General features: G+C 53.5%; 20 protein-coding genes. 6 read left to right on the top strand and 14 right to left on the bottom strand.

What is annotated here, in order from left to right:
• Positions 1-4 precede the first annotated feature (4 nt).
• From ypfH to dapA, 6 genes are all read right to left on the bottom strand, one after another.
• Positions 5-703: an esterase gene (ypfH, locus tag JQN59_RS06870; protein ID WP_008785432.1), complete on the bottom strand. Its 699-nt coding sequence runs from the start codon at positions 701-703 to the stop codon at positions 5-7.
• Between the two features lie 73 nt (positions 704-776).
• Positions 777-2,792 (bottom strand): tRNA(Met) cytidine acetyltransferase TmcA, encoded by a 2,016-nt coding sequence (locus tag JQN59_RS06865; protein WP_149607878.1) that lies wholly within the window; start codon positions 2,790-2,792, stop codon positions 777-779.
• A gap of 15 nt (positions 2,793-2,807) precedes the next feature.
• Complete coding sequence (ypfJ, locus tag JQN59_RS06860; protein ID WP_149607877.1) at positions 2,808-3,674, bottom strand: KPN_02809 family neutral zinc metallopeptidase; 867 nt, start codon at positions 3,672-3,674, stop codon at positions 2,808-2,810.
• 128 nt (positions 3,675-3,802) lie between these two features.
• Positions 3,803-4,516, bottom strand: a complete 714-nt coding sequence (purC, locus tag JQN59_RS06855) for a phosphoribosylaminoimidazolesuccinocarboxamide synthase (protein ID WP_003835086.1) — start codon at positions 4,514-4,516, stop codon at positions 3,803-3,805.
• 111 nt (positions 4,517-4,627) lie between these two features.
• Entirely contained in the window at positions 4,628-5,662 is a 1,035-nt protein-coding gene (gene bamC / locus JQN59_RS06850; RefSeq protein WP_003835088.1) for an outer membrane protein assembly factor BamC, read from the bottom strand.
• A 16-nt stretch (positions 5,663-5,678) separates the two neighbouring features.
• Entirely contained in the window at positions 5,679-6,557 is an 879-nt protein-coding gene (dapA, locus tag JQN59_RS06845) for a 4-hydroxy-tetrahydrodipicolinate synthase (protein WP_003037957.1), read from the bottom strand.
• Positions 6,558-6,702: 145 nt separating this feature from the next.
• Here dapA and JQN59_RS06840 point away from each other — a divergent pair, with 145 nt between their 5' ends.
• Positions 6,703-7,275: a glycine cleavage system transcriptional repressor gene (locus JQN59_RS06840; protein WP_003037954.1), complete on the top strand. Its 573-nt coding sequence runs from the start codon at positions 6,703-6,705 to the stop codon at positions 7,273-7,275.
• The gene (gene bcp / locus JQN59_RS06835; protein ID WP_003835095.1) at positions 7,275-7,745 is read left to right on the top strand and encodes a thioredoxin-dependent thiol peroxidase; all 471 of its coding nucleotides are present in this window, start codon (positions 7,275-7,277) and stop codon (positions 7,743-7,745) included. Before JQN59_RS06840 ends, bcp begins: the two co-directional genes overlap by 1 nt.
• Positions 7,746-7,852: 107 nt before the next feature.
• Here bcp and iadA read toward each other — a convergent pair whose 3' ends face one another.
• The 4 genes from iadA to JQN59_RS06815 all read right to left on the bottom strand — a co-directional run bounded on the left by iadA (position 7,853) and on the right by JQN59_RS06815 (position 11,381).
• Positions 7,853-9,016: a beta-aspartyl-peptidase gene (iadA, locus tag JQN59_RS06830; RefSeq protein ID WP_048224985.1), complete on the bottom strand. Its 1,164-nt coding sequence runs from the start codon at positions 9,014-9,016 to the stop codon at positions 7,853-7,855.
• Between the two features lie 11 nt (positions 9,017-9,027).
• The gene (locus tag JQN59_RS06825; RefSeq protein ID WP_003835099.1) at positions 9,028-9,489 is read right to left on the bottom strand and encodes a YjiG family protein; all 462 of its coding nucleotides are present in this window, start codon (positions 9,487-9,489) and stop codon (positions 9,028-9,030) included.
• Between the two features lies 1 nt (position 9,490).
• Positions 9,491-10,150: a nucleoside recognition domain-containing protein gene (locus JQN59_RS06820; protein WP_032944189.1), complete on the bottom strand. Its 660-nt coding sequence runs from the start codon at positions 10,148-10,150 to the stop codon at positions 9,491-9,493.
• A gap of 166 nt (positions 10,151-10,316) precedes the next feature.
• On the bottom strand, positions 10,317-11,381 hold the full coding sequence (locus tag JQN59_RS06815; RefSeq protein ID WP_003037941.1) for an AI-2E family transporter: 1,065 nt from the start codon (positions 11,379-11,381) through the stop codon (positions 10,317-10,319).
• A 226-nt stretch (positions 11,382-11,607) separates the two neighbouring features.
• Here JQN59_RS06815 and bepA point away from each other — a divergent pair, with 226 nt between their 5' ends.
• Both bepA and arsC read left to right on the top strand, forming a co-directional pair.
• A complete protein-coding gene (bepA, locus tag JQN59_RS06810) occupies positions 11,608-13,071 on the top strand; it encodes a beta-barrel assembly-enhancing protease (RefSeq protein WP_008785438.1) in 1,464 nt (487 codons plus the stop codon).
• A gap of 123 nt (positions 13,072-13,194) precedes the next feature.
• Positions 13,195-13,554, top strand: a complete 360-nt coding sequence (gene arsC / locus JQN59_RS06805; RefSeq protein ID WP_125112684.1) for an arsenate reductase (glutaredoxin) — start codon at positions 13,195-13,197, stop codon at positions 13,552-13,554.
• A 35-nt stretch (positions 13,555-13,589) separates the two neighbouring features.
• On the opposite strand, the gene JQN59_RS06800 is transcribed toward arsC, so the two are convergent.
• The 4 genes from JQN59_RS06800 to JQN59_RS06785 all read right to left on the bottom strand — a co-directional run bounded on the left by JQN59_RS06800 (position 13,590) and on the right by JQN59_RS06785 (position 18,013).
• A complete protein-coding gene (locus JQN59_RS06800) occupies positions 13,590-14,291 on the bottom strand; it encodes a DnaA inactivator Hda (RefSeq protein WP_211924219.1) in 702 nt (233 codons plus the stop codon).
• A gap of 95 nt (positions 14,292-14,386) precedes the next feature.
• Positions 14,387-15,676: a uracil permease gene (uraA, locus tag JQN59_RS06795; RefSeq protein ID WP_003835107.1), complete on the bottom strand. Its 1,290-nt coding sequence runs from the start codon at positions 15,674-15,676 to the stop codon at positions 14,387-14,389.
• 96 nt (positions 15,677-15,772) lie between these two features.
• The gene (gene upp, locus JQN59_RS06790; RefSeq protein ID WP_003835110.1) at positions 15,773-16,399 is read right to left on the bottom strand and encodes a uracil phosphoribosyltransferase; all 627 of its coding nucleotides are present in this window, start codon (positions 16,397-16,399) and stop codon (positions 15,773-15,775) included.
• 183 nt (positions 16,400-16,582) lie between these two features.
• Positions 16,583-18,013, bottom strand: coding sequence for a 6-phospho-beta-glucosidase (locus JQN59_RS06785; protein ID WP_149607876.1), 1,431 nt, complete (start codon positions 18,011-18,013; stop codon positions 16,583-16,585).
• Between the two features lie 295 nt (positions 18,014-18,308).
• Here JQN59_RS06785 and purM point away from each other — a divergent pair, with 295 nt between their 5' ends.
• Positions 18,309-19,346, top strand: coding sequence for a phosphoribosylformylglycinamidine cyclo-ligase (purM, locus tag JQN59_RS06780; RefSeq protein ID WP_149607875.1), 1,038 nt, complete (start codon positions 18,309-18,311; stop codon positions 19,344-19,346).
• Positions 19,343-19,984, top strand: a complete 642-nt coding sequence (gene purN, locus JQN59_RS06775; RefSeq protein ID WP_149607874.1) for a phosphoribosylglycinamide formyltransferase — start codon at positions 19,343-19,345, stop codon at positions 19,982-19,984. The genes purM and purN overlap by 4 nt, the downstream gene beginning before the upstream one ends.
• Positions 19,985-20,074 lie beyond the last annotated feature (90 nt).

Genomic DNA, 20,074 nt, shown 5'->3' with positions numbered 1-20,074 from the left:
TCAATCAGATCATGGTAATCACATCATCATCGTGAGGCTTACCGCCGCTCAGCGCTTCATCAAAGTAGTGCTTCGGTACGGTAAAACGCAGATGATCGAGCGCAAACTGCATGCTGCGTTCATCAATGGCGTGCCCCAGATTTTCGACGATATCCAGCGTCACATCCCCACCGGCGCGAATTAACGCTTCCTGCGCGGCAACAGCATGAGATAACTCAATTACCCGGTCTTCACCACCGTGAATCAAATGCACCGTCGTCGCGGTGGTTGCAGCCTCTGGCAAGGTGGCATAGCGGCCATTGAAGGCGATGACCCGCGATGCCAGCCCCGGCTCAGCTTTGATGCTCTCAAGTGACATAATTGAACCCTGAGAAAAACCAATCAGCGCGGTTGCCTGCGGCGAAACGCCGCTTTGCTTCTGCCAGTAGCGCACGGTTTCGATAAACACCGGCATAATGGCGTCAACACGTTCCTGACGATTCTCTTCTGTTACGCCCTGCACCGAAAACCACTGACGTCCGGACGTCGTTCCGTAAGGCTCTGCTCCACCAATGCTAACGATTAGCGCATCCGGAAACAGCGGCGCAAACCAGGAGCCGATTTCGCCCATGGCAACCGGGTTATCGCCGACGCCATGAAACAGCAGCAGTAGCTGTTGAGCGGGTTTATCGGGACTTTGAACAACAAAATGGTCATGTTTCATGGCGATCTCCTTAACTGATGAGAATCATTCTACGCCGCTTAACCGCAATGACCATGCCAGGAAATTGAAGAAGTTAGTGAAAAAATTGCCATTGCATAATGCGATTATGTAGCCGCTGTTCACGCTCTGCATCCAGCTGATTTAATGCCTGCGCCGCTTCGGCGCGCTGAATGACCAGCAACGCTTTACGACCAGAAATCTTGAGCTGTTGACACAATTCGGCGTCGCTACGTTTAGCCTGGATGCGTCCGCGCAAGGCCGGAAGAGGTAACTCACTGTGCTCAAGCAGACGACTCAGACAGCCTAGCGACGTCAATAATGGCCGATGCGCGAAGGCAAACCCGGCCAGCTCAGCCCAGTCATCCTCATTAAGCGTAGTCTCTTTCAGCGGGACCAGCGGAATGCTCTCACCGTTCCATCGAGCAAGGATTTCCGCATCACGGCGCAAATGCTGGTGCTCCCGCTCGGTAAGGCGTTTCCCCGCTTCGCTAATGGGAAGTAACGCCATGGCGGTATAACAGCCGCTGCTGGCTTCCCGATGATTTCCCATTCGCACCAGCACAAAACCGCAACGTTGCCAGAAACGCCATAGTTCAGCCGTATACCCAAAACTGACCGACAGATAGTCATACGATGTGGAATAGCGGTAGGCCAGCATAATCAGCTGTTGCCCAATACCTTCTCTTTGGCGCGCAGGATGAACCGCAATTCGACTGACCCGTCTCCCGACGAGCGTCGCCGCCAACGGGTCGCCACCGTGCGCCGCCAGCGACTGCGCAACCAGATTCCCTCTCGGTCGACGATATCCGGCCCAGACAGCCTGGCTTAATTCCGCGGATAGTCCCCCTTCATCGACCAGCCAGACGGCTCCCGCTACGGAGTCAGCGGTTGATGCCTGAAGAAAATGCTGACCAGGCGCGTCCATCATCCGCCGCAGGTCCAATGGCGAGGTGCGATAATGCGCGCCAGAAAGCAGCTGGTATACCGCTAACGGCAGCGCCGGATTAGCATGCCAGGACTGTTGCTCAAATGCCGAGAAGTGAAGCTCCCCCAATGGGGCATGCGTGAACGTTTCATCATCAAACACCAGCGCATCGCTGACGATTTGCTCCAGCGGACATCCCTGCGCCCAGCGTACCGGTTGCTGCAACTCATAGCGTTGAAGGTTGGGGAAGCGAGCACAGAATTTCAGCAAGAAGCCTCTCCCCGTACCCTCGTAGCCTTGTACTGTAGTGGTTAACAGCGTACGAGGAAAACGCGCAACCAGTTGGTGCAGCAGCGGCGCGGGGATCGCGGCGGCTTCATCCACAATTAGCCAGTCTGCGATTGCAGAACTGCTTAACAGCACATCCGGGGCCATAAAACGGTAACGCTCTCCGGCAAATTGCGCCAGCACATCGGTTGCCGCTTTGGCAGGCGCTGTCACAATCGCAGTGCCGTTAATCCGCGCTATGAGTTGCCCTGCCAGAGCGGACTTGCCCCGACCCCGTGCGGCCGTCACCGCAACCACACCGGGAGGCATAGCCAGCAAATAATTTAATATCATCGCCTGTTCTGGCTGGGGTTCGCCGGTTGCCGCGTGCCAGGCTGCGCGAGCAGGAAAATGCGGACAGGCAACCGGCTGATGCTGTTGCCAGTGCAGAGCCTGTCTATCGCGGGAAATCACCCGTTTGACGTGCTCAATAAAGTGCGGTGTAGGGATCGGTTCAGCACAATCACTCCAGCGTAGTGAATCCGCGTCCGGATGTGTGTGCCAGGAATGCCAGGGTGGGGTCAGCAATACCAGCCAACTGCCAGCAAGCAGTGTGCCGCTTAAGGCGGCAAACGCCGCAGCGTCAAAACCTTGCCTGGCGTCAAAAATCGCATGACGAAACTCGCGCCCTAATAATGTTTTTAGCGCCTGCGGCGTACAGCACGGCTCGGTAGGGGCTTGCTCCCCTACCCACAGCCAGTCGCCGGGTAACGTGCTACGTAGCGCTAATGCCTGTTCCTGACACCAGTTATCCTCGCCGCTGATAATCAGCAGACGACGGATCCCTTCGTGGGTCATTTGTTCGGTTAACGCGCTCAGCGCCGTGTTATCGGACATCCCTGCCACAGAGTCTTAAATACCTTTACCAAAAGTATTACATTGCCCCGGATCGCCGCTGTCAAAACCGCGTTTGAACCAGGTAAAACGCTGTTCAGAGGTTCCGTGAGTAAAGCTGTCCGGTACTACGCGTCCTTGTCCCTGCTGTTGCAGACGATCGTCACCAATGGCCTGTGCGGCGTTCAGTGCCTCTTCCAGGTCACCAGACTCCAGTACGCCCTGCTGCTGCATGCTGTGGCCCCAGACACCGGCAAAGCAGTCTGCCTGCAGTTCCATTCGAACGGAAAGACGGTTCACTTCTGCCTGTGAGGCATTCTGCTGCATCTGACGAACTTTAGGTTCAATGCCCAGCAGTTTCTGCACGTGATGACCCACTTCATGGGCGATAACATAGCCCTGAGCAAAATCACCATCAGCGCCCAGCTTGTTTTTCATGTCGTCATAGAATGAAAGGTCGATGTAAACCGTACCATCTGCCGGGCAATAAAACGGCCCCATCACGGAGTGACCCGCACCGCAGCCGGTACGCGTCGCGCCCCGGTACATCACCAGCTTCGGCTGTTGGTAGGTGCGGCCCATTTTTTCAAACTGCTGTCCCCAAGTATCTTCTGTTGTAGCCAGAATCACCGAGGTAAATTTTGCCGCTTCATCATCGTTTGGGCTGATGGAGCGTGATGATTGCTGTTGGGAGACCGGCTGGCCAGTCATTAGCCCGGTGAGATCCACGCCATAATAACCCGCCACCAGCACCACAATCAGCAGGATGATGCCGCCTTTACCACTGGGCAGACGAAAACCGGGCCCACCCATAGAGGGGCCGCCGCCAGAGCTGTTTCGTCTGTCTTCCACATTGTCACTTTCACGACGCCCTTGCCAGCGCATAATCACCTCAACTTTTTATTCATTATGATGATGATCGTAGGCGGTTCGGAACAGGATTACCATAAGAAATAGTAATCAAATCAGGTGGGGTTAATGAGCCGGAGAGCGATCGCCGGCTCAGGGGAAGATTAGTCTAACTTCACACCCAGGCGATGCGCGACGGCTTCATAGGCTTCGATCAGGCCGCCCAGACTCTGGCGGAAGCGATCTTTGTCCATTTTATCCAGCGTTTCTTTGTCCCACAGGCGGCTACCGTCCGGTGAGAATTCATCACCCAGGACCACTTCACCTTTATACAAACCAAACTCAAGTTTGAAGTCGACCAGAATCAGACCAGCATCATCAAACATCTTTTTCAGCACGTCGTTAGCTTTGTAGGTCAGCTCTTTCATACGCGCCAGATTCTCTTTGCTCACCCAACCAAAAGTTTCGCAATAGGAATCGTTAATCATTGGATCGTGCATAGCATCGTTTTTCAGGAACAGATCAAACAGCGGCGGATTCAGTTCAATACCTTCCTCAACGCCTAAACGCTTAACCAGAGAGCCTGCCGCGCGGTTACGTACCACACATTCAACCGGTACCATCTCCAGTTTTTTCACCAGACATTCGGTATCAGAAAGCAGTCGCTCCATCTGGGTAGGAATACCCGCTTCTTGCAGTTTAGTCATAATGAAATGGTTGAATTTGTTGTTCACCATGCCTTTACGGTCAAACTGTTCAATGCGCGCGCCATCCCCTGCTGACGTATCATTGCGGAATTCGAGCACCAACAGGTCCGGGTTTTCCGTGCTGTATACGGTCTTCGCTTTACCACGATACAACTCAGCTTGCTTTTGCATCTTTATTACTCCTGGGTGTGAATTAACGATAAATATTGCGTTTTTCTGCCGACGCACACGTTTGCGTATCATATCAGAAAAAAAGGGCTGGAGTTATCCAGCCCTTTATTTTTACTTACTGAACGCTGCCTGGAAGACGGCGACCAGCGCGTCGTTCTGGCTTTGCGTCAGGGTATGCCCCTTCGGATCGATAAACTGCAAGCTGCTGCGGTTGTCTAAATCACCGACCTGCAGTTTATAGTCGCCGGATACCAGACCCGGATCGCTTGCGCCCAACTCCTGCCAGTTGCTATCGGACAGTGGTTTGTAGGTCACCGCGATGCTGCCCTGAGAACGGGTGCTGTCGGTTACCTTCATCCCCACTTTCTCAAGCGCTGCCGGCAGACGCTGCCACACCACGTTGAACGGTCCACGTACCACCAGCATTGGTAAACCGGTGTCATCGGCGGCGCTCTGAACATCCATGGTGGCTGCAGAGCGGTTCTGCGCGGCATTCGCGGCGTCGGTGGCGTTCTTATCCAGACCAGCAGAGATAACGTTCATCATCTCAGCGCTGTAACGCTGCATTGATGCCGCATCGGCTACGGGTTTACCCGCCTGCTCGAGGTTAACCAGTTTCACCGTTACCGCTTGCTGATAGCCCTGCGGTTTAACCGAGATTTGATAACGTCCACGGTACTGCTCGTCTTCATCCAGACGGTTCCAGTCAACCCAGTCGGTGGTCAACGTCTGGCTGGCATCATCACGTTTGGTGATCGTGTAGTTTTTAGACTGAATGACGCTAACGACCTGCGGCCACAGTGTGTTGCCACGACCGTTTTCCACCAGTAATGTCGACGTATCACCCGCGATCTGTGTGCGAGCACCGGTGACTAATGCTAACGGCTGAGCCGGTGGACGAATATCCAGCGCTTTACCCACGGCACCACTGCCGTTGGTTACCGGGATATTATAGTCGCCCGACATAACCGGCAAAATCATCCCAGCTGGAGCATGAAGCTCAGCAAGCGGTGCGGCCTCCAGATAGGATTCATCACCGCTCACCTGGCGCTTATAGCGCGAGTCAGAGCTACAGGCCGCGAGCAACATAACAAGCGAAACACCCGCAACCTTGGCCAGGCGCGACTTTTGTACTGAGTAAGCCATCAAATCTCCCTAAACTTTACAGCAAACCGGCATGCTTAAGCGCCGCTTTGACGATTTCACGAGCATTGTCCGTGATTGGCGTCATCGGCAGACGTAGCGTATCGGTCGCCACAAGTCCCAACTCCTTACACGCCCATTTCACGGGGATAGGATTGGGTTCGACAAATAGTTTGTTGTGTAACGGCATCAGACGCTGGTTAATCACCCGCGCCTCGGCAAATTGCCCGGCTGCCGCCAGTTTGCACATTTCAGCCATATCACGTGCCGCAACGTTAGACGTTACGGAAATCACGCCATGACCACCGAGCTGCATAAAATCCAGTCCGGTCGCGTCATCACCGCTGAGCAGAATAAAGTCGTCCGAAACCAGCTCTTTGATCTGGTGAACGCGACTTAAGTTCCCCGTGGCCTCTTTAATAGCGATAATATTTTTAACTTTCGCCAGACGACCCACGGTTTCCGGCAGCATATCGCAGCCAGTACGGGACGGCACATTATACAGAATTTGCGGCAGGTCAGTATGCTCAGCGATGGCTTTGAAATGCTGGAACAAACCTTCCTGGGTTGGGCGGTTGTAGTAAGGCGTCACCGTCAGGCAGCCGACAACACCGCTGTCGTTGAAACGCTGCGTCAGACTAATGGCTTCCGCGGTCGCATTGGCGCCGGTTCCGGCAATCACCGGAATACGCCCGTCAGCCAGTTCCAGCGTCATCATCACCACATCGCCATGTTCATCATGACTCAGGGTGGCGGACTCACCGGTGGTGCCAACAGAAACGATCGCCGAGGTGCCGCTGGCGACATGATAATCAATCAGTTTTTTCAGGCTCGACCGGCAGACTTTACCTTTCTCATCCATCGGCGTAACAAGCGCGACAATACTTCCCGTGAACATGGGCCATCCTCTGTGCAAACAAGTGTCTCAATGGTACGTTTGGTACGACAATAAAAGCAAGCGACCAGAGCCGTTCTGATTGTTGTATGCATGTTTTTTTTATGCTTTCCTTATGATTACCTCACCGCTCAAAGGAAGAACAGGTTTGACATCGTCATCGCAACACTATCTGGTCATTACTGCGCTGGGTGCCGATCGCCCAGGAATTGTGAACACCATCACGCGTCATGTCAGCAGTTGCGGCTGTAATATCGAAGACAGCCGACTGGCCATGCTGGGTGATGAGTTCACGTTTATCATGTTGCTGTCGGGCACCTGGAATGCCATCACCCTGATTGAATCAACCCTGCCATTGAAAGGCGCAGAGCTGGATTTACTCATTGTGATGAAGCGCACGACCGCGCGCCCCCGTCCGGCGATGCCTGCTACGGTATGGGTGCAGGTCGATGTCCCTGATTCTCCCCACTTGATTGAACGCTTCACCGCTCTGTTTGACAGCCACCAAATGAATATTGCGGAACTGGTTTCACGCACGCAACCGGCTGAGAATGGAAAGGCGGCGCAGTTGTTTATTCAAATTACCGCACATAGTCCTGCGTCACATGATTCGGCAAATATTGAAGATGCGTTTAAAGCACTCTGTACAGAACTCAATGCGCAAGGCAGTATTAACGTCGTCAATTACTCACAGCATGATGAACAGGATGGAGTTAAGTAATGAACCCACTGAAAGCCGGTGATATCGCACCGAAATTTAGCTTGCCGGATCAAGACGGAGAACAAGTAAATTTAACCGACTTCCAGGGACAGCGTGTTCTGGTTTATTTTTACCCGAAAGCCATGACACCCGGCTGTACCGTACAGGCCTGCGGCCTGCGCGATAACATGGATGAGTTAAAAAAAGCGGGTGTTGAAGTGCTGGGGATCAGCACCGACAAACCAGAGAAGCTTTCCCGATTCGCGGAGAAAGAAGTCCTGAATTTCACGCTCCTGTCCGATGAAGATCATCAGGTTTGCGAGCAGTTCGGCGTCTGGGGTGAGAAGTCATTTATGGGCAAAACCTACGATGGCATCCACCGCATCAGCTTCCTGATTGATGCCGAAGGGAAAATTGAGCATGTGTTTGATGACTTCAAAACCAGCAACCACCACGACGTGGTAATGAATTGGCTGAAAGAGAACGCCTGACCGTGAAATGCCGGATGGCGGCGTGAACGCCTTATCCGGCCTACAAATGCACGCACGTAGGCCGGATAAGGCGCGTTAGCGTCGACATCCGGCAGATGACCGCCCGGTTACTCAAACGTCCCTTTCACACACGCTTTCTGCTCCCTGACTACGGCTTTTCCCTTCGCCCACAGGTGATGAACTTCCAGCGCGTCGTTGAGCACCAGAATGTCCGCATCGCATCCCACCGCCAGACGCCCTTTATGCTCCAGTGCCAAAAATTCTGCGACCGTACGCGTCAGCGGACACAGCGCCTGTTCCAGCGGTATGGCATGAACCTTCACCAACTGGCGCACCGTCTCAGCCAGTGATTCAAACCCCGCGACACCGATGCCGGTGAGATTGCCAAGCTCATCAAATTCCGGCTGGCTGCCATTGCCATCTGAGCTAAGGGTAATGCGCGACAGCGGCACGTTCTGGCGCAGCGCCGTGGCGATAGCCGTGGCCGGGTCGACGGGCTCATCAATGCTGCTGGTAATGTCGATATAACCGCCTTTACGGGCATACTCCAGCGCCGCCTGGAACAGCGGTTCCGCACGGTTAACGTGTGTCGGCAACAGTTTAGTAATCGGCACATCGCAACAGTCAAGGATCTGGTACAACGGTTCCAGCATGCGCTGGCTGTCGCCCATATGGAAAACGCTGATCCCCGGTTTGCGCCCTAACAATCCGCCGACACGCGACTGCGCCGCCATATTTGCCAGCGCCGAGGTATCCGGGGCTGAAGAACGATGGTCCGAAACCGCACACTTCACGCCAATCACTTTATCGATCAGCGCCACGTCGCGATCGATGCTGCCGGTGATAGTCGGGGAAGGCAGAGAATACGCCCCGGTCAGCATCCATGCGCTGATGCCTTCAAACTCCAGCGCGCGGGTTTTTGCCAGCAGCGATTCCGGGTGACGGGTAATGCCATCGGTACCCAGCAAACCCACCACCGACGTGACGCCAGCTTCAACCAGCCGTGACAAGCGCACTTCCGGCGTGCGGGTATGCGGCCCCGCCTCCCCGCCGCCGCCAATAAGATGGACGTGTTGATCGATAAATCCTGGGCACACAATCGCGCCGTCAAGATTGATACACTCGCAACCGGGAAAGTCTTCAGGAGAAATTGACGGGGCGATGGCAACAATTTTGCTGCCAGAGACCAGTATATCCTGTCGCCCTAAATCTTCAGGCGCATACACGTGTCCCTGCTGGAACAACGTCAAATCAAGAATTGAACAGTTCATAACCTTCCTTGTCAGGCAATAACCTGCATAACCCAAATAGAGAGCAGAGCATTAATGACGCATACCGCAATAATTAGCGGGTAATAACGAGGATGAACCCCCGCGGTCCCCAGACAACGGCCCACATTTTGCACCGGATTTCCCATCAGGTAGATAGCCGGCAACAACACCGTGGCATCATGTCCCGAAAGCGTACCGGCGACAACCAGGCTGGCGCACACGCCAACGCCGCCTCCCATACTCATCACCGCTGCCAGCAGCACAGTGGCAGATTCCCCCGGCAGCCCCCACAGCGCCATTACCGGCTCGCATACCCGCCCGACAACCTCGAGCAGCCCTGTCACCTTCAGCGCCTGAATAATCACAAACGCCATCACCACGTTAGGCAACAGACTGGTTGTTGCAATGGTAAACCCGCGCCGTGCGCCATCGATAAACATATCCATGACGTTTTTACGTACCTGTGTTGTCATCTCACGCCTCCTGCTGCATACGGCGATTTTCCAGCTGCGCGATCCACACACGCAACAGGTTCGCACCCACAAATTTGAAGACAAGGATCACCGCCAGCGGCGTAATCACCGGAACGGTCACCATCGTAAACAGCGCTGCGCCAGAAGAAAAATAGTTGGTAATGCACGCGCTACCGCTGGTTTGCCAGCAGGCAAAAATAGCGCGTTCCTGCTCTGTGATAATGCCCTCTTCCGCCATTTCTTTGGTCATCCCGGCCGCGGCATCGGTATTTTGCAAATTCGCAATCAACGCCAGCGAACAAATACCCGGAATGCCCAGTAACGGACGCAGGACCGGCGTCATCAGCTGTTGTGCCGCGCGCAATCCACCCAACCCTTCGGTGACGGAAATAATCCCGAGCGAAAGAATGACGGAAGGCGCCAGTTCAAGCGCGAATAAGAAGCCGTCTTTTGCCCCCATCCCCCCTGTGCCACGAAAAGAGACCGCCGTGTCGCCCGCAGCATTAATCTGCCCAAACGCACCGTTGAGGACAGTGAAGTCAAAGACCCGCCACCATTCGGTACTTTTCGCAAACATGCCGGAAAAAAGAATAATCGTAATAAAAAAAGCGAGATAACCGCCCCATCCCACCTTTTGCTGCGTGTGTGTGCTGTGACCCATTTTGTTCTCCTGTTGGCCTTAATCCTTGTGTGACTAAAAGACATCACGATGGTCAAGTTAAAGACAAACGCGGAGAAAAACGACACCAGAAGAGATTATTCAGAAAGTGTGGATAGAGGTCAGACAAGTTCAGATCCGGCGACATGATATCGCCGGATCTTGCAGATTAGGGTTCGTCAACGACCTGACCATCCGGCCAGGCATGCATTACCGCTTTGATTAACGTCGCCAGAGGAATCGCAAAGAATACGCCCCAGAATCCCCACAGACCGCCGAAAATCACCACGGAGAGAATAATCACCAGTGGATGCAGATTGACCGCCTCGGAGAACAGCACGGGAACCAGCAAATTGCCGTCCAGTGCCTGGATTATCAGGTACACAGCAAAACAGCTCCAGAACTCAGTGCCAAGCCCGAACTGGAACAGCGCCACGCCAACCACCGGAATCGTCACCACAAAAGCGCCGATATACGGGATCAGCACAGAGAACCCGACCAGCACCGCCAGCAACAGCGAATAGTTGAGACCAAACAGCAGGAAGCCGAGCCAGGTCGCTACGCCGACCACCACCATTTCCAGCACCTTCCCGCGGATATAGTTGGTGATTTGCTGGTTCATCTCTTTCCATACCTGTCCCGCCAGCCCGCGATTACGCGGTAGCACCCGGCGCACGGCGTTCAGCATCTGGCCTTTATCTTTGATCAGGAAGAACACCATCAATGGGACGAGAACCAGGTAAACCGCCAGCGTCAGCAAACCGACCAGTGAGGCCAGCGAATATTTCACCACCGAATCGCCCATGGTGAGCATTCGCGAGCGCATATTTTCCGCCATCGCATCAATGATGCCCGCATCCATCAGCGCCGGGTAACGTCGTGGCAAGGTGGCGGCAAAATCAGACAATTTATTGAGCATGCCGGGCATGTCGCGGATCAGGTAAATTCCCTGCTGCCACGCAACGGGCATCACCACAAAGGCCATCAGCAGTAAAATACCGACAAATACCACCAGCACAATCGATGTCGCCCAACGCCGTGAACACCCAATATGTTCCAGCCGCACTGTCGGCCATTCAAGCAGGTACGCCAACACAATGGCGACCAGCAGCGGCGCCAAAAGACCGCTAAAGAAAAACAGGATGCCAAAACCGGCAACAAGAATAATCAGCAGGGCGATGGCTTCGGGGTCGCTAAAGCGGCGACGATACCATTGCATCAACATTTCGAGCATAAAACCCTTCCATGAACCCAATAGCGGGATTGCGATCCCGAATTGTATCGAAATGTCACAAAAAAGACTTCGCTTTTTATGGCTGATTACGCAAAGTGAAAAGACATTTTTCCTGGGTGTTCATCGTCAGGTTTCGCAGTTACACTCCGTAAGCTTGCGGAGTGTGAACGATACTTCGCAGCATCGGTCAAATGGCTATCTCAAAAAAGAATACAGGACAGAGGTTATGTTCAGGCAGTTGAAAAAAAACCTGGTTGCTACCCTCATTGCCGCACTGACTATCGGTCAGGTTGCGCCCGCATTTGCTGATACTGCGGACACCCTGCCTGATATGGGAACGTCGGCAGGCAGTACGCTTTCCATAGGACAGGAAATGCAGATGGGCGATTATTACGTACGCCAACTGCGCGGCAGTGCGCCATTAATTAACGATCCATTGCTCACCCAATACATTAATGCGCTGGGGATGCGTCTGGTCTCGCACGCCGACTCGGTAAAAACGCCCTTCACCTTCTTTTTGATTAACAACGATGAAATCAACGCCTTTGCTTTCTTTGGCGGCAACGTTGTCCTGCACTCCGCACTATTCCGCTATTCCGACAACGAAAGCCAGCTGGCATCGGTTATGGCGCACGAAATTTCCCACGTCACGCAACGCCACCTGGCGCGTGCCATGGAAGACCAGAAACGTAGCGCACCGCTAACGTGGGTTGGCGCATTAGGTTCAATTTTATTAGCAATGGCCAGCCCGCAAGCGGGTATGGCGGCGCTGACCGGTACGCTGGCGGGTACACGTCAGGGAATGATCAGCTTTACGCAGCAAAACGAACAGGAAGCAGATCGCATTGGTATTCAGGTGCTGCAACGCTCGGGATTCGATCCCCAGGCCATGCCAACGTTCCTGGAAAAACTGCTCGACCAGGCTCGTTACTCTTCGCGTCCGCCGGAAATTTTGCTGACTCACCCCCTGCCGGAAAGCCGTCTGTCTGATGCCCGTAACCGCGCCAACCAGATGCGCCCGGTGGTCGTCCAGTCGTCAGAAGATTTTTATCTGGCTAAGGCACGAACCTTAGGCATGTACAACTCTGGTCGTAACCAGTTGACCGATGACCTGCTGAGTAGCTGGTCGAAAGGCAACGTACGTGAGCAACGTGCGGCGCAGTATGGCCGGGCATTGCAGGCGATGGAAGCCAGTAAATACGACGAGGCACGTAAAGCGCTGCAACCGCTGCTGGCGGCAGATCCTAACAATGCCTGGTATCTCGACCTGGCAACGGATATCGATCTCGGCCAGAAGAAAACCAGTGATGCCATTAACCGCCTGAAAAACGCCCGCGACCTGCGCACTAACCCGGTTCTGCAGCTCAACCTGGCGAATGCCTATTTACAAGGTGGACAAGCCAAAGAGGCGGCGACCATCCTGAATCGCTATACGTTTAACCATAAAGATGACCCTAACGGCTGGGATCTGTTAGCGCAAACGGAAGCCAACCTGAGCAACCGCGATCAGGAGCTGGCGGCGCGCGCGGAGGGGTATGCCCTCGCGGGACGTCTGGATCAGGCTATTTCGATGCTCAGCAGCGCAAGCTCTCAGGTGAAACTGGGTAGCCAGCAGCAGGCCAGATACGATGCCCGTATTGACCAGCTACGCCAGCTGCAAGAACGCTTTAAACCGTACACGAAGATGTAATTATCGAACCCTTGCCGGATGGCGACGCTGTAGCGTCTTATCCGGCCTACGTCAGACGCAATATGTAGGCCGGATAAGGTCTTTTGGCCGCCATCCGGCAGTATTGTTATGCAAGGAGAAGTCATGTCAGACGCGATTAAAATCTACCATAACCCACGCTGCTCCAAGAGCCGTGAAACGCTGGAATTACTGAAGTCCAACGGCGTGGACCCGGAAGTGGTGTTGTATCTGGAAGCGCCGGCTGACGCAGCAACCCTGCGTGAACTGCTGCAGATGCTCGGCATGTCCAGCGCGCGTGAACTGATGCGCCAGAAAGAGGATCTTTATAAATCGCTTAACCTGGCGGACAAAAATCTGAGTGAAGACGCGCTGATTCAGGCAATGGTGGAAAACCCGAAACTGATGGAGCGCCCGATTGTGGTTGCCAAAGGTCAGGCTCGAATTGGACGCCCGCCTGAGCAGGTACTGGAAATCGTCGGTTAACCTGCAACCTGCCGCAGTCTTCTCGGCTGCGGCGCTTACAGCTTCAGAATTTCTTTTACGAACGGAATGGTCAGCTTACGCTGGGCGGTGATCGACGCATGATCTAACTGATCCAACGTCATAAACAGCGTTCGCATTTCACGATCCAGACGCTTCAGCAGGAAACGTCCCACATCTTCCGGCAGTTCAAATCCACGAAGTCTGGCGCGTAATTGCAACGCCTGCAGCTTATCTTCATCGGAAAGCGGTTGCAGCTTGTAGATTTGCCCCCAGTCCAGGCGTGAGGCGAGATCCGGCAACCCCAGATTCAGCTGTCTTGGCGGACGATCGCCGGTGATCAGCAAACGCGTTTTCCCCGACTCCAGGATACGGTTGTAGAGATCAAAGATCGCCATTTCCCACAGCGAATCGCCGGCCACACATTCGATGTTATCAATGCAAACCAGCGATAAATGCTCCATCCCGTCGAGTACCTCGGGAACGAACCAGGTGCGTTTGTCGAGCGGCACGTAGCCTACCGCATCGCCGCGCGCGGACAGTTCCGCACAGGCTGCATGCAGCAAATGACTACGGCCAGCGCCTTCACGCGACCAGAGATAAATATACCCGCTATGTTCCTGACGCAGCACGTTTTGCAGTGCAGCCAGTAAAGAGGAGTTATCCCCCGGCCAGAAACTTGCGAAAGTTTCGTCGTCAGGAAGATAAAGTGGCAAAGAGAGCTGTGCCGGTGTGTTCAGAGATACCTCAACCCAGGATTTCATAAAATCGCGTTGAGTTTAACACAGAAATACGTCGCGATAGAACCGGGCAGCGCTGCCGCCCGGTCAGAGATTTACTGTTGCGGACTGTCTGCATCTTTCGCGTCAAGCACGACTTCTTCCGGACGCAGCAGGCTGATAACTTTGAAAATCAGGCTCAGACAGACACCAACGATGGTCGCCAGCGCCATGCCTTTCAGCTCTGCGGCACCGATGTGAACTTTCGCGCCACTTACGCCGATGATCAAAATAACCGAGGTCAGGATCAGGTTTTGCGCCTTGTTATAGTCAACCTTCGACTCGATCAGTACGCGAATACCAGAAGCACCAATCACACCGTACAGCAGCAGCGATACGCCGCCCATCACCGGCAGTGGAATGATTTGGATCGCCGCCGCCAGTTTACCCACGCAGGAGAGCAGAATGGCGAAAATTGCCGCACCGCCGATAACCCAGGTACTGTAAACGCGGGTGATCGCCATTACGCCGATGTTTTCGCCGTATGTGGTGTTCGGCGTAGAGCCGAAGAAACCAGAGATTACCGTAGACAGACCGTTGGCAAACATAGAACGATGCAGGCCAGGATCGCGAATCAAATCTTTTTTCACGATATTCGCCGTCACCACCAGATGCCCGACGTGTTCAGCGATGACCACCAGCGCCGCTGGCAGGATGGTCAGAATGGCAACCCACTCAAAACGCGGCGTGTAGAACGTCGGCAGCGCGAACCAGTGGGCCTGCGCAATCGGCGTAGTGTCCACAACGCCCATCACGAAGGAGAGCGCATAACCGGCCAGCACCCCGATCAGAATCGGGATAATCGCCATAAAACCGCGGAACAATACGGAACCAAAGACCGTTACCGCCAGCGTCACCATAGAAATGATGATGGTTTTTGAATCCGGTAATTGCCCCTCAGCAGGCAGTAACCCCGCCATACCCGCAGCAACGCCAGCCAGCTCCAGACCGATGACGGCAACGATTGCGCCCATCGCCGCAGGCGGGAACATGACATCCAGCCAGCCGGTTCCTGCCTTCTTAACAATGAAAGAAACCAGGCAGAACAGGACGCCACACATAATGAAACCGCCCAGCGCCACTTCATACCCTAACGGCAGCAGCAGCAGCACCGGGGAAATAAAGGCAAAGCTGGAACCCAGATATGCGGGAATTTTACCCTTACAAATAAAGAGATACAGCAACGTACCAATGCCGTTAAACAGCAGAACGGTAGCCGGGTTGATGTGGAACAGGACTGGCACCAGTACCGTTGCGCCAAACATGGCGAACAGGTGCTGCAAACTAAGCGGGATTGTCTGTAAAAGCGGCGGTCTTTCACTCACCCCGATAGCACGGCGCGTCATAGTGTTTTCCTCTGAGTGTTGTTTGTTATTAGCCATTGGGTTGTTTTATTCAAAAAAAAGCCGACTCTTAAAGTCGGCTTCTTTTCACTTATTCGTTTACTTAGTACCAAAAATCTTATCGCCGGCATCGCCGAGCCCCGGAATAATGTATCCGTGCTCGTTCAGTCCCTGATCGATGGAGGCGGTGTACAGCTCCACATCCGGGTGCGCTTTTTCCAGTGCCGCGATACCTTCCGGTGCCGCAACCAGGACCAGCACTTTAATGCTGGTGCAGCCTGCATTTTTCAGCAGATCGATAGTGGCGATAACAGAGCCGCCGGTTGCCAGCATTGGGTCAACGATCAGCGCCATACGCTCATCGATGTTAGAAACCAGCTTCTGGAAATACGGAACCGGCTCCAGCGTCTCTTCGTTACGGTACATACCAACAACGCTGATACGCGCGCTCGGAACGTTTTCCAGAACGCCTTCCATCATGCCCAGGCCCGCACGCAGGATAGGCACAACGGTGATTTTTTTGCCTTTGATTTGGTCAACTTCAACTGGACCGTTCCAGCCTTCAATGGTCACCTTTTCGGTTTCCAGACCAGCGGTTGCTTCATAAGTCAGCAGACTGCCAACTTCCGAGGCGAGTTCACGAAAGCGTTTAGTGCTGATGTCGTTTTCACGCATCAGTCCCAGCTTGTGTTTGACGAGTGGGTGTTTGACTTCCACGATCTTCATACTCTTCTCCTTTCCTCAGACGAATGGCAACCACAAAAAAAATCGCCGGATTATACCGCTTTTCCTCTCTGGCGCAACACTGCATACGCTTGATATGGATCAACCAAAGTCATTTGCGTCTGAATGATGAGTATAAAACAAGCCCCGCACTGATGGCGGGGCTTGCTGTCAATGCTATGAATTTTAAAGATATTCAGCATTGGCCTGAATGACTTTTTGATACCACGAAAAAGATTTTTTAGGTGAGCGCGTTAATGTCCCGCTACCGTCATTATTTTTATCGACATAGATAAACCCGTAGCGTTTTTTCATCTCCCCTGTCCCGGCAGAGACTAAATCAATGCAGCCCCACGGGGTATATCCCATCAGATCCACGCCATCTTCCACCACCGCTTTTTTCATCTCACGTATGTGGGCGGCAAGGTAGTCGATACGGTATTGGTCGTTAACTGTACCATCGTCCTCGCGCACATCAATGGCGCCAAACCCATTCTCCACAATAAATAGTGGCAGCTGATAATGATCCCAGAACCAGTTCAGTGAATAACGAAGGCCAACCGGATCAATCTGCCAGCCCCAGTCAGATTTCTGCACGTACGGGTTGGAAACCAGGCTTTTCGACTCATCGTAATCCAGCTGTGGGTTGTCCGCCGTTGCCTGGGTCGCGAAAGACATATAATAGCTAAAGCCGATGTAATCAACGCAGCCCTCAGTCAGCGCCTGACGGTCTTCCTCGGTGATATCCAGTTCAAAGCCACGACGAGTAAAGTAGTTGAGAAGATGCTGCGGGTATTTGCCGCGCACATGGACGTCAGTAAACCAGTAACGCCGGTGCATGGCATTCATCGCCATCATCATATCGTCTGGCGCGCAGGTCAGCGGATAGATTGGACACATGGCAATCATGCACCCTATCTGTAATTCCGGGTTAATCTCACGCGCGACCTTTACCGCCAGCGCGCTTGCCACCAGCTCATAGTGCGCCGCCTGGTACATGACCGGCTCGCGGTCTTCGCCTGGCTGGTATTTCAGACCTGAGTTAGTAAAGGGCGCGAAATCTTCGTGATAATTTGCCTGGTTGTTAATCTCATTAAACGTCATCCAGTACTTCACTTTGTGCTGGTAACGAGTGAATACCACCCTGGCAAAACGGACAAAGAAATCGATAAGCTTGCGGTTACGCCAGCCGCCGTACTCCGTCACCAGATGGTAAGGCATCTCAAAATGCGACAGCGTAATCACCGGCTCAATGCCATATTTCAGGCATTCGTCAAACAGGTCATCATAGAACTGTAGGCCAGACTCATTGGGTTGTTCTTCATCGCCGAAGGGGAAAATACGTGTCCAGGCAATAGAGGTGCGAAAACATTTAAACCCCATTTCGGCAAACAGCTTTATGTCGTCTTTATAGCGATGATAAAAATCGATGGCCTCGTGGTTAGGGTAATTTTTACCGGCAATCACACCGTCGGTAATTTCACGCGCCACCCCATGCGCTCCCGCGGTCATGACATCAGCAACGCTGACGCCTTTTCCGCCCTCCTGCCAGCCACCTTCCAGTTGATGAGCCGCGACAGCACCACCCCACATGAAATCTGCTTTAAATCCTGACATACCCTTCCCCTATCGTGATGACTCTGCGCAAAACGCTGTTGATGAGGTCCGCAACAGAAAAAAGAAACCGGTTTCAGTAAGATACTGTGCAATCGCCTAACAGGATTCAAGCACAAGACTGTACCCGGTTTCATTTTCGTGGCGCAGCTCAAACAAATAGATAAATGATTGTAAAATGCTGAAAAAACCAGCAGATAAAACTTGATGCAGAGCAGGCTCGCAAACGTTTGCTTTCCCTGTTAGAATTGCGCCGAATTTAACTTTTACTGCAAGTAAACATGTGGGGAAGCAGGCAGTGACCGATAAAACCTCTCTTAGCTACAAAGATGCCGGTGTTGATATTGATGCAGGTAATGCTCTGGTTGATCGAATCAAAGGCGTAGTAAAGAAAACTCGTCGTCCGGAAGTTATGGGTGGTCTGGGTGGCTTCGGTGCGCTGTGCGCATTGCCGCAAAAATATCGTGAACCGGTACTGGTTTCCGGCACTGATGGCGTTGGTACAAAACTGCGTCTGGCGATGGATCTGAAACGCCACGACACTATCGGCATTGATCTCGTCGCAATGTGCGTCAACGACCTCGTGGTTCAGGGCGCTGAGCCGCTGTTCTTCCTCGACTACTATGCGACTGGCAAACTGGATGTGGACACCGCAGCCAGCGTCATTAACGGGATTGCTGAAGGCTGCCTGCAGTCTGGCTGTGCGCTGGTCGGTGGGGAAACAGCTGAAATGCCGGGGATGTACCACGGCGAAGATTACGACGTGGCAGGTTTCTGCGTTGGCGTCGTCGAAAAATCAGAGATTATCGACGGCTCAAAAGTTGCCGACGGTGACGTACTGATTGCGCTCGGCTCAAGCGGCCCGCACTCCAACGGCTACTCTCTGGTGCGTAAAATTGTAGAAGTCAGCGGTTGTGACCCAGAAACCACCGAGCTTGAAGGCAAGCCGCTGGCCGATCACTTACTGGCCCCTACCCGCATTTACGTGAAATCCATTCTGGAACTGATCGAGAAGGTTGATGTGCACGCCATTGCCCACCTGACCGGCGGCGGCTTCTGGGAAAATATTCCACGCGTTCTGCCAGACAACACGCAGGCAGTGATCGACGAATCTTCATGGCAGTGGCCAGCCGTTTTCAACTGGCTGCAAACGGCGGGTAACGTCAGTCAGCATGAGATGTATCGCACCTTTAACTGCGGTGTAGGTATGGTTATCGCCCTGCCAGCTCCGGAAGTGGACAAAGCCCTTACTTTGCTCAATGAGAAAGGTGAAAACGCATGGAAAATCGGTATCATCAAAGCTTCTGATTCCGAACAGCGTGTGGTCATTGAATGAAAAACATTGTGGTGCTCATTTCCGGCAACGGAAGCAATTTGCAGGCGATAATCGACGCCTGCGAACAGAAAAAAATCAATGGCACCATACGTGCAGTATTCAGTAACAAGGCCGATGCGTTCGGCCTTGAGCGCGCACGCGAAGCGAATATTCCGGCACACTCGCTGGAAGCCGCCCAGTTTGCCAGTCGCGAAGCATTCGACCGCCAACTGATACAAGAGATTGACGCCTATGCACCCGATGTCGTGGTGCTGGCCGGTTATATGCGTATCCTCAGCCCGGCGTTTGTCGCTCACTATGCTGAACGATTGCTGAATATCCACCCGTCTTTATTGCCGAAGTATCCCGGCCTGCATACGCACCGCCAGGTACTGGAAAACGGCGATGAAGAACATGGTACCTCAGTCCATTTCGTAACGGATGAGTTGGACGGCGGACCGGTCATTCTTCAGGCCAAGGTTCCGGTATTTGAAGGCGACAGCGAAGATGACGTCACGGCACGGGTTCAGGCTCAGGAACATACCATTTACCCGCTGGTGGTAAGCTGGTTTATCGACGGTCGCCTGAAGATGCGTGATAACGCTGCTTGGCTGGATGGCGTTCGTTTGCCGCTACAAGGCTACGCCGCCGACGAATAATAAAAAAACCAACCTGTAAGCCGAATGTCACCATCCGGCTTACAGGCATAACTACCTTTTCCGGTTAATACCACCGGTATTCATCTACGC

It is taken from the genome of Citrobacter sp. B72 (assembly GCF_016894305.1).
Lineage (GTDB): Bacteria > Pseudomonadota > Gammaproteobacteria > Enterobacterales > Enterobacteriaceae > Citrobacter > Citrobacter portucalensis.
Note: the sequence above shows the minus strand (reverse complement) of the source record. Positions and strands in the feature narration are given on the sequence as shown.